This window comes from Vibrio sp. L3-7 (genome assembly GCF_963898195.1).
In the GTDB taxonomy this organism is placed as follows: domain Bacteria; phylum Pseudomonadota; class Gammaproteobacteria; order Enterobacterales; family Vibrionaceae; genus Vibrio; species Vibrio echinoideorum.
Genome location: NZ_CAWQUW010000056.1, coordinates 257,760 through 271,367 on the forward strand (window position 1 = coordinate 257,760; position 13,608 = coordinate 271,367).

11 protein-coding genes are annotated in these 13,608 nt (G+C 44.1%); 5 read left to right on the forward strand and 6 right to left on the reverse strand.

Annotated elements, in window-relative coordinates; all coding sequences use genetic code 11:
- Positions 1-33 precede the first annotated feature (33 nt).
- Complete coding sequence (locus AACW75_RS22810; protein WP_145569846.1) at positions 34-1,704, reverse strand: sensor histidine kinase; 1,671 nt, start codon at positions 1,702-1,704, stop codon at positions 34-36.
- A gap of 299 nt (positions 1,705-2,003) precedes the next feature.
- The gene (locus AACW75_RS22815; RefSeq protein ID WP_017072883.1) at positions 2,004-3,494 is read right to left on the reverse strand and encodes a carbon starvation CstA family protein; all 1,491 of its coding nucleotides are present in this window, start codon (positions 3,492-3,494) and stop codon (positions 2,004-2,006) included.
- Positions 3,495-3,870: 376 nt separating this feature from the next.
- Between AACW75_RS22815 and AACW75_RS22820 the strand changes: the two genes are divergently transcribed.
- Positions 3,871-4,221: a DUF2799 domain-containing protein gene (locus tag AACW75_RS22820; RefSeq protein WP_017072884.1), complete on the forward strand. Its 351-nt coding sequence runs from the start codon at positions 3,871-3,873 to the stop codon at positions 4,219-4,221.
- Between the two features lie 125 nt (positions 4,222-4,346).
- On the opposite strand, the gene murQ is transcribed toward AACW75_RS22820, so the two are convergent.
- From murQ to AACW75_RS22840, 4 genes are all read right to left on the reverse strand, one after another.
- On the reverse strand, positions 4,347-5,267 hold the full coding sequence (gene murQ, locus AACW75_RS22825; protein ID WP_145569844.1) for an N-acetylmuramic acid 6-phosphate etherase: 921 nt from the start codon (positions 5,265-5,267) through the stop codon (positions 4,347-4,349).
- Positions 5,268-5,350: 83 nt separating this feature from the next.
- Positions 5,351-6,463: an anhydro-N-acetylmuramic acid kinase gene (locus AACW75_RS22830; RefSeq protein WP_145569842.1), complete on the reverse strand. Its 1,113-nt coding sequence runs from the start codon at positions 6,461-6,463 to the stop codon at positions 5,351-5,353.
- Entirely contained in the window at positions 6,460-7,344 is an 885-nt protein-coding gene (locus tag AACW75_RS22835) for a BadF/BadG/BcrA/BcrD ATPase family protein (protein ID WP_017072887.1), read from the reverse strand. Before AACW75_RS22835 ends, AACW75_RS22830 begins: the two co-directional genes overlap by 4 nt.
- A gap of 3 nt (positions 7,345-7,347) precedes the next feature.
- On the reverse strand, positions 7,348-8,940 hold the full coding sequence (locus tag AACW75_RS22840; RefSeq protein WP_145569840.1) for a sodium:solute symporter: 1,593 nt from the start codon (positions 8,938-8,940) through the stop codon (positions 7,348-7,350).
- Between the two features lie 241 nt (positions 8,941-9,181).
- Here AACW75_RS22840 and AACW75_RS22845 point away from each other — a divergent pair, with 241 nt between their 5' ends.
- The 4 genes from AACW75_RS22845 to tyrA all read left to right on the forward strand — a co-directional run bounded on the left by AACW75_RS22845 (position 9,182) and on the right by tyrA (position 13,596).
- Positions 9,182-10,030 carry a MurR/RpiR family transcriptional regulator gene (locus AACW75_RS22845; protein WP_017072889.1) on the forward strand — a complete coding sequence of 283 codons (849 nt, stop codon included), beginning with the start codon at positions 9,182-9,184 and terminating at the stop codon, positions 10,028-10,030.
- An 11-nt stretch (positions 10,031-10,041) separates the two neighbouring features.
- Complete coding sequence (gene nagZ, locus AACW75_RS22850) at positions 10,042-11,031, forward strand: beta-N-acetylhexosaminidase (protein ID WP_145569838.1); 990 nt, start codon at positions 10,042-10,044, stop codon at positions 11,029-11,031.
- A gap of 246 nt (positions 11,032-11,277) precedes the next feature.
- Entirely contained in the window at positions 11,278-12,351 is a 1,074-nt protein-coding gene (locus tag AACW75_RS22855; RefSeq protein ID WP_145569836.1) for a 3-deoxy-7-phosphoheptulonate synthase, read from the forward strand.
- Positions 12,352-12,468: 117 nt separating this feature from the next.
- Positions 12,469-13,596: a bifunctional chorismate mutase/prephenate dehydrogenase gene (tyrA, locus tag AACW75_RS22860; RefSeq protein WP_017072892.1), complete on the forward strand. Its 1,128-nt coding sequence runs from the start codon at positions 12,469-12,471 to the stop codon at positions 13,594-13,596.
- The last annotated feature ends 12 nt before the right edge of the window (positions 13,597-13,608 follow it).

Consider the following 13,608-nt stretch of genomic DNA (forward strand, 5'->3'; position numbering starts at 1 on the left):
ATCCTTGCTGGATTCTTAGTTAGCTTCTTAAAATTATCTTGTAATAGGAATGATAAAGCTCATTCGAGTAAATTGCTGTGGTTGAGATTCTATTTTTAGTGCGGAATCTTGTCCAAAGAAATTAGTGAGTCGTTTATCAACAATCTCCATTCCCAAACCTGCATGGTCTTGAGACGGTTTCTGGTAAGTCCCTGCGTTATCTTCTACGATCAGCTTGAATCCACCCTCGAAAGCTTCGCTATAGATCTTCACTTGGCCGGCTTCGAGCATGTTTGAAATACCATGCTTGATGGCGTTCTCAACCAGTGGTTGCAGGGTAAAGCTTGGCAGTTGAGCCTCATACAGTTGCGGGTCGATGTCCCATTCGATTTCTAATCGGTCAGTAAAGCGCGCTTTCTCTATGGTTAAGTAAGCATTCACATGTGCCAACTCATCTTTAAGTTTCACGGTGTTGATGTTCTGCTTTAGGTTACTTCTGAAGAAGTGAGATAGATGCTGAATCAACTCTCGTGCTTTATCTGGATCGCGACGTGTTACCGCACTGATGGTGTTAAGTGCATTGAACAAAAAGTGTGGGTTCACCTGTGCGTGCAGTAGCTTTATTTCAGCTTGGGTGAGTAGTGTTTGCTGCAGCTGATAGTTGCTGAACAGGATCTGGCTCGACAGCAGTTGAGCGATACCTTCACCCATCGACATATTGATGGTCGAGAATAGCTTCATTTTAGGCTCATACAGCTTGATGGTTCCGACTACTTCATTACCCGCGCGCAATGGAATAATCAGCGCAGAACCCAATTTACAATCTTGTGATAGGGAGCATTGGTATGGATTCTCTTTGCCATCGAGGTAGATGATGTCGTTCTGTTCCATCGAGGTAAGCGTGCTCTGTGATGAAATAGGCGTATTAGGAATATGGTGTTCATCACCAATGCCGACGAAAGCGAGAATTTTTTCTCGGTCGGTTATCGCCACTGCACCAACATTGGTTTCTTCGTAAATGATCCGCACTATTTTTTGCGCGTTATCCGAATTGAATCCGCCATGCAAAATACCCACTGAGCGCTCGGCTATGGTCAATGCGCGACGTGAGAAAGTCGCTGAGTATTTCTCGAAGATGGTTTTTCGGTCTTGGATGATGCTCATGAACAGCGCTGCACCCACTGAGTTCGCGATGATCATTGGCGCGGCTATATCGGAGACTAGCGCATAGGACTGCTCAAATGGTTTTGCGACCGCTAGCAGAATCAGCATTTGAATGATTTCTGCAAAAAGGGTCACCGAGAACACAACCAATGGATTAAATAACTGGCTGGCTTTGTTCTTTCTGACTAAGTAAACGTGTAATAGACCGCCAATCAAGCCTTCCGCTGTGGTTGAAATAGCACAAGCGAGGTCTGTGAAGCCGCCTAATGAGTAACGATGAATTCCGCCAGTAAAGCCGACGGCAAAGCCAACGACAGGGCCACCAAACAGGCCGCCCATCACGGCACCCATTGCTCGAGTGTTAGCTATTGCGTCATTAATCTGCAATCCAAAATAGGTGCCCATAATACAGAATAGGGAAAATAGAACGTAACAGCTGACTTTATGACTTAAGCGCGAAGAGATGCTCAACAAAGGGAGAATTAGAGGGGTTTTACTTAGCATGTAAGCAATCACTAAGTAGACACAGGTTTGTTGCAGCAGAGAGAGAATGAGTTCCATATTTTCACCTATTGAGACGCTGGTTAAGTGTAAAGCTCATTGCGTGGGAACGGTAGCTTTGCTTGTGTTTTCATTGGGTATATCGAGTGGTTATTGCTTCTCAAGGCTGAGGTATCAATATTGATGTACTAATGTTGATGTACCCATGTTGAGATACAGTAAAGCCCATCACGGTGGATGGGCTTTAGTCTTATTTTCCACGAATCACTGAGTGGTTACCGGAGCAAGCGAAGTGTGTTTGGCTTGTTCTTTTGTCTCTCTATGAAGACGTGTCTCTTGTTATCAAGAGTCTGAAAGAACTAGGCGGTTTTGGTGACACCTTTTGCTTCTTTTTCGTCTTCATCAGCAAGGTCGATATCGCCTTTGCCTTTTGAAATTTTGATAACGTAAGCCGCAACACCGAATGCACTCACCACACCGATGATGGTTGAAAGTTGCATTGGTAGACCGAAGCCCAGTTGGCTATTGTTCAGGATGAATGTGATACACACAGACGTCATGAAGATAGCTGGAACCGTGGTTACCCAGTGCAATTTATTGTGACGAAGTAGGTAAGCCGAAGCTGTCCATAGCATCATTACTGCTGTTGATTGGTTAGCAAAACCGAAGTAACGCCAGATGATACCGAAATCGACTTGAGTCAGAATGCCACCAAGAACGAACAATGGGAGAGCCATCAATAGGCGGTTACGCAGTGTTTTCTGTTCCATGTTGAAGTATTCAGCAAGGATAAGACGGCTTGAACGGAATGCAGTGTCGCCAGAAGTGATAGGTAAGATAACCACGCCAAGGAAAGCAAGGATACCGCCAAATACACCCAGTAGGCCAAATGAAGCGCTGTAAACTACGTTACCAGGGCCACCGTTTGCAATCGCGTCAGATAGAGACTCAACTGAACCGAAGAATGACAGAGCAAGTGCACACCAAATTAGGGCGATGATGCCTTCACCAATCATTGCACCGTAGAATACGAAGCGACCGTTCTTTTCGTTTTCCATACAACGAGCCATCAGTGGTGACTGAGTTGCATGGAAGCCAGAGATAGCACCACAAGCGATAGTGATAAATAGAGCAGGCCAAAGCGGTAAGTCGTTAGGGTTCATGTTAGTGAACATGTCTTTCATCTCGAAGCCACCCATGATTTGGTGCTCGTCAGATAGACCAATCGCAGTGATTAGGCCAACAGACATAAAGATAAGCAAAGCACCGAACAATGGGTAGAAGCGACCAATAATTTTATCTACAGGGACAATCGTTGCGACGATGTAGTAGGCAAAAATGATAACAACCATGGTCGTTGTAGACATTACGAAATCAGTTTGGTCGTTCACTAGGGTAGTGATCATGCCTGCTGGAGCAGAAACGAATACCACACCAACCAGAAGCAATAGAACAATGGCAAAGATGTTCATAAAATGTTTTGCGCCATTGCCTAGGTAACGTCCAGTGATGGTAGGAACTGAAGCACCACCATTACGGATAGATAACATACCTGAGAAGTAGTCGTGTACTGCACCTGCGAAGATACAACCTAGCACGATCCAAAGCATTGCAGCTGGGCCGTAAAGGGCCCCCATGATTGGGCCGAAGATTGGACCTACACCTGCAATGTTAAGCAGTTGAACTAGGTAAACCTTTGGCGTCGACATTGGAACAAAGTCCACGCCATCTTGCTTAGTATGGGCTGGTGTTTGACGCTTTTCATTGATACCGAAAATCTTTTCGATAAAGGCACCGTAAATAAAGTAGCCACCAATGAGTGCTGCAACACAGGTAAGAAACCACATCATAATTTGTTATCCCTGAATGTATTAATTAAGTCAGGGTGTATATTAAAGGAGTCGATGAGAAGAAACTTCCGCTATCAGAGTGAGTGGTCGAATAGTCAATTAAGTGGTGTTATAACTGATTGAGTGGTTTGTCATCTTTACGGAGTGGTTGATTCTTTGTATCGAACGGCTTATTTACCGAGTAGACAGGTTGATTGACCTAGCAGAGAGGTGGATAGAAGCTGTGAGCAGTAGGTTGCTGCTCTTGAGTGGTCTGTATCAGTCTCAAGCGGAGAACATGAGACAATGAGTGGACATCGACAAGCGTTCAGCGGAGAATCACCACAAAGGCAGCGCTTCGTCAGGAAGTGGTGAAGTAACAATATAAAGGATTGAAATGAAAAAAATAATAACACTATTCGCCGTAGCATTTAGCCTTGCAGGATGCAGCGCTAATGTTCAAGATTTAGCAGCAGAAGGTAACTGGCAAGAGATCGGTTATCGTGATGGTATTAAAGGTAACACTCAGCGTTCGTATTCAGATATGACCGAGCTTGGTGCTGTTGATCAAGCCAGTTACACAGAAGGCTACCACCTAGGTGTGACTGAATATTGTAATCCTAACCATGCTTATCAGATCGGCTTATCTGGACAGGTGTATGAAGGCGTATGTTCTGGTACGGAAGACGCTCAACGTTTCCGTATGGAATGGCAACGCGGTTGGGATGAGTTCTCAAACGACTATTAAGCTCACGCTAGCGATTTAAAAACTAAAACATAAAAAGACCAGTACCGAATGTGTACTGGTCTTTTTGTATGAAGTGAAAGTGATGGCCTAAATTCTAAATTAGAAGTTAAAAAAGTGAATCTAGATTACTGGTTATTCTCGACCGCTTTTCTCAAGAAACCATTTTGTTGATCAAGTTGAGCTTTCGCTAATTCTAAATCCAGCCCTGTTAGAATCATCAAAATAGACAGCTTCACATCATAATCGGTGGTTTTAAGTGTCGAAACAGCAAGGGCTTTGTCGCATTCAGTTGCTTGGATAACGATACGAGCAGCACGAGCAACCAGCTTTTCATTGGTCGCTTTCACATCGACCATTAAGTTCTGATAACTTTTACCAATGCGAATCATGCTCGCAGTCGTTAGCATGTTGAGTACTAATTTTTGCGCGGTACCTGATTTTAATCGTGTTGAGCCGGTCAATGCTTCTGGGCCAACCACTGGACTTATCGCAATCTGAGCGATCTCTGCGATCGGAGAACCTGGATTACAAGACAACGCAACCGTCACTGCACCAATCTGATTAGCATAGTTGAGTGCACCTATTACGTAAGGTGTGCGACCACTGGCTGCGATGCCAACCACAACATCATTCTCTGAAAATTGAATCGCTTTCAGATCTTCAATACCGAGAGTCAGTGAGTCTTCTGCTCCCTCTTTGGCTTTCAAAATTGCTTCTGGTCCGCCTGCAATTAGGCCGATAACCATTTTGTCTGAAACACCAAAAGTTGGAGGACATTCTGAGGCATCTAACACGCCCAGTCGACCACTGGTGCCTGCGCCCATATAAATCAGTCGGCCACCGTTTTGAAAGGCCTGAGCGATCTTATCAACGGCTTGAGCGATCTGTGGCAGCTCCACTTCGATCGCCAATGGAACTTGCTTGTCTTGTTGATTAATCTTTTCGACCACTTCGAGAGAGGTGAGTAGATCAATATCCATAGTGTCAGGGTTTCTCCCCTCCGAAACGAGGTGCGAGAGGGCTGATATGAGAGCATCGTTACTCATAATGATCCTTAAATGGTGATTCTAAAATTGTTTAGACAGCACTGCGAAGTCAGTATTGTTACTAAGATAACAGGGCTACTAAGTTAGTCCGCACGATAAAGAACGCCTAGAGAGGCTGCTCTGCTTGCGCCAGTCACTTCTGGTAAATTGCTTGGCAGTTGATGAACATGACGTTGGGCAAGCCACGCAAAGGCCATGGCTTCCATATAGTCGGCATCAACGCCTTTGCTGGTGGTTGATTCAACCTCCCAGCTAGGAAGAAGCTCAGATAGTCTCTTCATCAATAGTGGGTTTCTCGTTCCACCTCCGCACACGTACAGCGCTGGCTGATTACCTAAGCGATAAGTTCCTACTTCATTGGCTATCGTTAATGCGGTGTATTCACAAAGCGTGCGCTGAACATCTTCTGCCGCAAGATCTTTAAATTCTGTTAACTGTTGCTCTAGCCAAGGTAGGTTGAACAGTTCTCTACCAGTACTTTTCGGTGGCATTTGAGATAGATAAGATTCATCTAACAGTTGTTTGAGCAAGCCATGGTTTAGTTGGCCTTTAAGTGCGAATTGCGCATCGCGGTCAAACTGCTCGCCAGTGTGTTTATCAACCCAAGCGTCCATCAACATATTGCCCGGGCCAGTATCGTAGCCAAGTGTTGGTTGATTCGGTCTCAGCACTGAAATGTTAGAGATACCACCAATATTCAAGACCACGACAGAACTGTCTTGTGGGTGAAAGATCGTATGGTGAAACGCTGGTACTAATGGTGCACCTTGCCCGCCTAGCGCCATGTCTTTGCGTCGGAAGTCCGCGACTGTTTGAATCTGTGTTTTAGCGGCAATGATATTGGCATCACCCAACTGCATGGTAAATGGCGAATCACCCGTTGGCTGGTGGAACACCGTTTGGCCATGATTACCAATTGCAGTTACAGAAGATGCCGGAGTACCTGACTTTTGGATAAGTTGTAGAACCGCATCAGCAAACAGGTGGCCAAGCTGGTGGTCGAGTTCGCCAATGGCAATCAAATCGGTTTTCTGACCAATACAAACCTCAAGTAGGCGAGTTTTGATCTCGTTAGGCATCGGGAACTCATCATGAGCCAGTAATGTAATGCTCTCGTCTTCAATCGAGACCAATGCTGTATCAACGCCATCCATACTCGTCCCCGACATCACACCTATATATAACTCTGACTTCATTGTTCAGTTCCTAAATTAAGCGGGTGGATTTTTTGGCGAGCGATAACTTCTGCGCCATCCAAAGCATTACCTTGTATATTTAAGCTGCGATCTTGGATCGGTTGGGAAAGTTTAGTGCGGTAGTTCTGTCCTAAACTCCCTAAAAACATAATAGGTAAGCTGTTACTTTCTGAGCATGCTCGTGTAAGTGATTCTATGTGAGCAGCCCCTTGTTTAAAAATATTGTTGGCTGTTGGGCAGCTATGTTCTATATCGACGAGCTTTCGTGCAAATAGAGCATAATCGGTTGCGTTAGCTTCGCCGATCCACTTTAGAATTTGGCTACGTTCGTTACCCGTTGTTCTCGTTACAAGCTGGCTCGTTTGAGACGATTGTTTTTGGTCAAACTCAGCGAGAGTTTGTTGAACCGCTCGAAACCCAAGCCAAGCGCCACCACCTTGATCGCCGATCGGAAAGCCCCAGCCACCAAATTGATGAGTTTTTTGTTGATTGTCCAATTGAATGGCAACTGAACCAGTACCAATTGCTATGCAGTTAACACCTTGCCCTACATTGGCACCAAATACAGATACTTCTGCATCGGTCGTCACATATAGGTGCGGGCAGTGGGCTAACGCGGATTGTAGTTTAGCTTTTAAATCCATATTTCCCGCACCAGCAACGCCAATCACAATATAGCACTGCTGTGATTTTATCTGGTTAACACTCAACATTTCATCAATATAATGAGTAAGTTGAGTTATCGCAGCTTCCCCATATAAGGTCAATGAAGTCGCAGCTAGAGTTCGCTCTTCAATGACACCTAATGTTGGCGTTATTTGCTTCAGTCTAATGGCGGTTTTTGTACCTCCGCCATCGACTGCTAAAGTATGGGTAATCATGGGTTAAACCGTTTGTAGTTTATTAGCTTCTTGAGTTTGCTTGTTGCCTGATAGGCACACTATTAAGGATACCAAGGTGCCAATACAAAGTTGATAAGGGAAAGCCAATCGAATACCAACCCAATCAGTATTAATTACCCCCATCACACTATCCCAAACATAAGCTTGCATCAGCAGTGTGGTTAAGAAACCAGCCATTAGAGCCAGAGCTACTGAGGTTTCGTTACCGAGATCTGTGAATATAGCGGTGAAGTAGACACCTAATAATCCTGTGTAGGCAAATACCATCACACTCAAAGCAAACGACAACAATGGCATGTCAGTGTACTGCTGCCAGTAGTAACACAGGATGCCCATGCTACCCAGAGCGACTGCTGCTACAGCCATACCAACGCGTCCTGCTTTTACGTAATGGAAGTCATCTTGTACTCCTTTTCGAGCTTCTAACCAAGGCTTGTATATATCTTGAATAGCAACCGAAGACATTGAGTTCAAGCCAGAATTTAGTGTCGAAAGTGCAGCTGCAACCACGCCAACGGTGACTAAACCACGAAGACCTGCTGGCATTTCATTAAGTACGTAATACATGAAAATAGTGACGTTTTCGCCATTAAAGTTTTGTACTACTTCTTTGCTTTCAAAGCCCATCAGTTCAGGTCTTTGATAGAAGACATACAGCAATAAGCCGATTGACATAAATACGAGAACAACTGGAATCGAGAATATGATCGAGTTAATCATCGCCTTGGAACCTTGCTTTGCATCTTTACAGGTCAGGACACGTTGCGTCATGTCTTGATCAAGACCAAAGGCACCAATGTTTAATAATACAAAGCCAGTAATACATGCCCAGAAACTAAATGTGCCGGCAGGGCTAAAGTCTAGAGTAAAGTCTAACAATGTAAGTTTAGAAGGTAGCCCTTCACCAGGGTTCATTAACACTTGGGCTATTTGGTTAAAGTCTGCTGGGATTTGGCCTAACAAATAGATGATAACGGCAATGGCTGCACCAACATAAACTACAAGTTGAATAAGGTCGCTCCAGATAACCGAACGAATACCGCCCATGTAAGTGTAAGCAAGGCCAACAGCTACGAGGATCACAACAGAAGTTACAACGCTGCTAGGATCGATGTTGGTAAATAGAATCATAGATACCGCAATGGCAGCCATGTATAGGCGAGCGCCTGATGCAAACACTCTGCCGACTAAATACATGACACCTGCACGCTGTTTGGTCTTTTCACCAAAACGTACTTTTAGTAGTTCATAAACGGTAGAGACTTTGTTTTTGTAGAAGCGAGGTATCAACACCAATGCCACAAAAATGGCACCAATGATACCGCCAATGTTGGTCGCTAGATAAGTGAGATCGCCACGGTAACTAGATTCTGGTCCACCTAAAAACGTCGCTGCTGATTGTGAAGTCGCCAGTACCGAGATAGCAACGACCCACATTGGCATCGAATTACCGCCTAAGAAATAGTCTTTGGTACTTGTGATTTTTGTTCGGCTGAAGTGCCAGCCTGTATACACGATGATAGCGAAATATATCGCGAATACCGCCCAGTCCAGCGAAGTAAATAGTGAATTCATAGCAGCTCCGTAGCATGAATAGAGTTGAGGGTGTTTATTATTATTTTTCCAGAATGTCAGTTTGAATAATGAGTTTCAAAATCTATTCCTTGGTGGAATAGTGAACAATGATTTTCTTTGACAGTGCTCCCAGAAGGGGGTGTTAGCTATTCCATACAGCAGAATACAAAGGAATAATTATTCCAATAAAAATACAAAACTCGTTATGATAGCGAGGAGCTCGTAGAGGGAAGAATATTTAGTGAAAGGCATAGCGAAAGTAAAAGCGTTATTACCAAAACTCTCCCCATCTGACACGCTGGTGGCTCGTTACGTATTGGATCATCCGCAGCAGGTTAAGCAACTGTCTTCTCCTGAGTTGGCCAAAGCGGTGGGAGTAAGCCAGTCTACGATCGTAAAGTTTAGTCAGAAGCTCGGTTATAAAGGGTTTTCTGAAATGAAAATGAAACTCTACCAGAGTGATATGACTTATCAGCCAGTATCCCAGCGAGGAATACATGGCACAATCACCAGAAAAGATCCGCCTGAAATGGTGATGGATAAACTTCTTGCAAGTAAAACACAATCGCTTGAACGTACCGTGTTATTAAATGAGGGCGAACATTTAAGTAATGCCGCTGATTTACTGCACTTGGCGAATAAAGTACAGATTTTTGGGGTGGGTGCATCGTCTTTAGTTGCAAAAGATCTAGCCTATAAACTGATGAAGATCGGCCATGCAGTTAGCGCAGAGCAAGATGCACATATTCAAATCGCCAACGCGGCTTCTCTTTCTGAAAATGATGTGTTGGTTGCGATTTCTTATTCAGGAAAAACCAGAGAAGTGGTGAAAGTTGCTCAGTTGGCGAGATCGAAAAAGGCAAAGGTGATAGTGATTAGTCAGCTATTACCTTCGGTTTTGGACAAATACGCTGACATTAAACTGATTTCTTCGGCTGACGAAGATCATATTCGTAGTTCATCTATTACTGCTCGAGATAGTCAGCTTTTTATTACTGACTTGTTGTTCATTGCTTTAACTCAGCAAGAAGAGCAAGCCGACCAATTAATCGAACAAAGCAAATCTGCAGTAGCGGAATTTAAGCAATAAAAGGAAATCGTATGGGACCGTTGTGGGTTGATGTTGCAGGCTACGAACTGACAGCTGAAGACAGAGAAATTTTAGAGCATCCAACTGTTGGTGGCCTCATCTTATTTGCTAGAAACTACCACGATAGCAAACAATTATCTGCGTTAAACAAAGAGATCCGTAAAGTTGCAAAACGCCCAATTCTCATCGGTGTTGACCAAGAGGGTGGTCGAGTGCAGCGCTTTCGTGACGGTTTTTCAATTATCCCAGCCGCTCAGGAATTTGCGACAAAGAATAATGGTGAACAATTAGCAGAACAAGCCGGCTGGTTGATGGCGGCGGAGCTGATTGCCCATGATATCGACCTGAGTTTTGCGCCAGTATTAGACAAAGGACACGACTGTAAAGCGATTGGTAGCCGAGCGTTCGGTGAAGATATTGATACCATCGTTCGCCACAGTAGTGCTTTTATTAAGGGCATGAAATCGGTTGGAATGGCGACTACTGGAAAGCACTTCCCTGGACATGGCGGCGTGGTTGCAGATTCACACCTTGAAACGCCTTACGATCAAAGAGACGACATATTTGAAACCGATATGGCCATCTTCAAGGCGCAAATTGAAGCAGGAATATTGGATGCGATGATGCCGGCACACGTGGTTTTTTCTCATTATGATGATCAACCTGCAAGTGGATCTCAATATTGGTTACAAAAAGTGTTGAAGCAACAGCTTGGTTTTAAAGGCTTGGTGTTCTCTGATGATTTGACGATGGAAGGTGCTGCCATTATGGGTGGTCCTGCTGACAGAGCGAAGGCGGCTTTGAATGCGGGTTGTGACATGGTGTTGATGTGTAATAAACGAGATGCACAAATTGAAGCTCTTGATCACTTAACGATTCAAGAGGTGCCTTTAGCCAACTCACTGCTTAAAAAACACAGCTTTGATTTACCGACTCTTCACTCGGATAGCCGATGGAAAGAGGCTTCAGAACAAATTAAGCGAATGTTAAACGCTGGGTGATAAATAAACACTCTATAAGTTTCAAGAAGGCGATATGAGAAATATCGCCTTTTTTGTATGTGTAAGTTGTGGTTTTGGCCTATTTGTATCTCATGACGAGTTAAAGTATGAGTGTAAATTTAAATTTACACTAAATGTTTTTTATTGTTTACACTTGCAATCGTTTTTGTAGCTGTTATTGTGTTTTTAAAGATTGTTAGCCCATGCAGATGTCTTGGGTGTAAAAATAAATATACAGGTTGAGTTATGCAGAAAAGTGAATTAAGCAATGTCAATATCATCGACGAACAGGTACTGATTACTCCAGAGGAGTTAAAAGCGAAATTACCTTTGAGCGATAATGCTCGTCGTTTTATTCAAGAGTCTCGTGAAACGATAGCAAATATCATTCATAAGAAAGACCACCGTATGCTGATCGTGTGTGGTCCATGTTCTATTCACGATATTGAAGTTGCGAAAGAGTACGCTAAACGTCTAAAAGCTTTATCTGAGCAACTTAGCGATCAACTGTATATTGTTATGCGTGTTTACTTTGAAAAGCCTCGTACTACTGTCGGTTGGAAAGGTTTGATCAATGATCCTCAGCTAGACGGTACTTTCGATATTGAGCATGGTCTGCATGTTGGTCGTGAGCTTTTAGTTGAGCTCGCTGAGATGGAAATCCCATTAGCGACAGAAGCACTAGACCCAATCAGCCCACAATACTTAGCCGATACATTCAGTTGGGCTGCGATTGGCGCACGTACTACTGAATCTCAAACTCACCGTGAAATGGCAAGTGGCCTTTCAATGCCAATCGGCTTTAAAAACGGTACAGATGGCAATTTAGGTACAGCAATTAATGCGATGCAAGCGGCTTCTTCTAGCCACCGTTTCATGGGGATTAGCCGTGAAGGCCAAGTTGCACTGCTAACGACTCAGGGTAACCCAAATGGTCACGTTATTTTACGTGGCGGTAAGCAGACTAACTACGATTCAGTATCAGTACACGAATGTGAGCAAGAGCTGGGTAAATCTAGCTTAGAGGCTGCGTTAATGGTCGACTGTAGCCACGCAAACTCTCGCAAAGATTTCCGACGTCAGACGTTAGTTGCTGAAGATGTGATTCACCAGATTCGTGAAGGCAATAATTCGATTATTGGCCTAATGATTGAGAGCCATATTAACGAAGGCAATCAATCTTCAGATATACCTCTCAATGAGATGAAATACGGTGTTTCTATCACGGACGCGTGTATCAATTGGGAGTCAACTGAGGCACTATTGAAGCATGCACATACGGAATTAGTCCCGTTCTTAGAGAACCGCTTGAAAGGTTAGTCAGGGTTTAAAATTTAAGTGCCTCATCTAATGGGGCATTTTAAGATCTGTTGCTAACGAACCTGCGCCAGGTGGGCTTAAAGATTAGCACGGGCTTATAGATGAGTAAGGAATAAAATGGCCGTTGAACTGAACGAATTACGCGACCAAATCGATGCTGTCGATAAACAAATGTTGGATTTACTGGCTCAACGTCTTGCTCTAGTAGAGAAAGTAGGCGAAGTGAAAAGCGAACATGGTTTACCTATTTATGTACCAGAGCGCGAAGCTGCGATGCTGGCATCTCGTCGTCAAGAAGCCGAGAAAATAGGGGTTCCACCGCAGTTAATCGAAGATATTTTGCGTCGTACTATGCGTGAGTCTTATGCCAGTGAGAAAGACTCTGGCTTTAAGTGCCTTAACCCCGAGTTGCGTTCAGTGGTTATCGTTGGTGGTAATGGTCAGCTTGGCGGTTTGTTTGGACGTATGTTCAAGCTTTCTGGCTACGAAGTGAAAATTCTCGGCAGCCAAGATTGGGATAAAGCCGATGAGATCTTAGATAATGCTGGCCTTGTGGTTGTTACGGTTCCAATTCACCTGACGGAAGGTGTGATTGCAAAACTAGGTAACCTACCAAGCGATTGTATTCTTTGTGATTTAACGTCGATTAAATCAAAGCCTCTACAGGCCATGATGAACATGCACCAAGGCCCGGTGGTTGGATTACACCCAATGTTTGGTCCTGACGTTCCAAGCCTTGCGAAGCAGGTGATTGTTTACAGTGATGGGCGTGGCTCTGAAAGCTACCAATGGTTACTGAATCAATTTGGTATTTGGGGCGCGAGTCTTTGCCAGATGGATGCTGCTGAACACGATCACGGCATGACTCTGATTCAAGCACTACGCCACTTCACCTCTTTTGCTTACGGATTGCACCTGAGTAAAGAGAACCCAAACATTGATCAGCTTCTGAAGCTAAGCTCGCCAATCTACCGACTTGAGATTGCGATGGTAGGTCGTCTGTTTGCTCAAGACCCGAACTTGTACGGTGATATCATTCTTTCTTCAGATGAGAATATTGAGATGATTCGACGTTTCCATAGTCGTTTCGGTGAAGCATTAGAAATCTTGGATGGGAAAGATAAAGCCAAGTTCGTTGATAGCTTTAATCAAGTCAGTGATTGGTTTGGCGACTACTCGCAGCAGTTCTTGCAAGAGAGCCAAAATCTTTTAAAGCAAGCACATGACTCGATTCATCGAGGCTAATCACTATTTGAA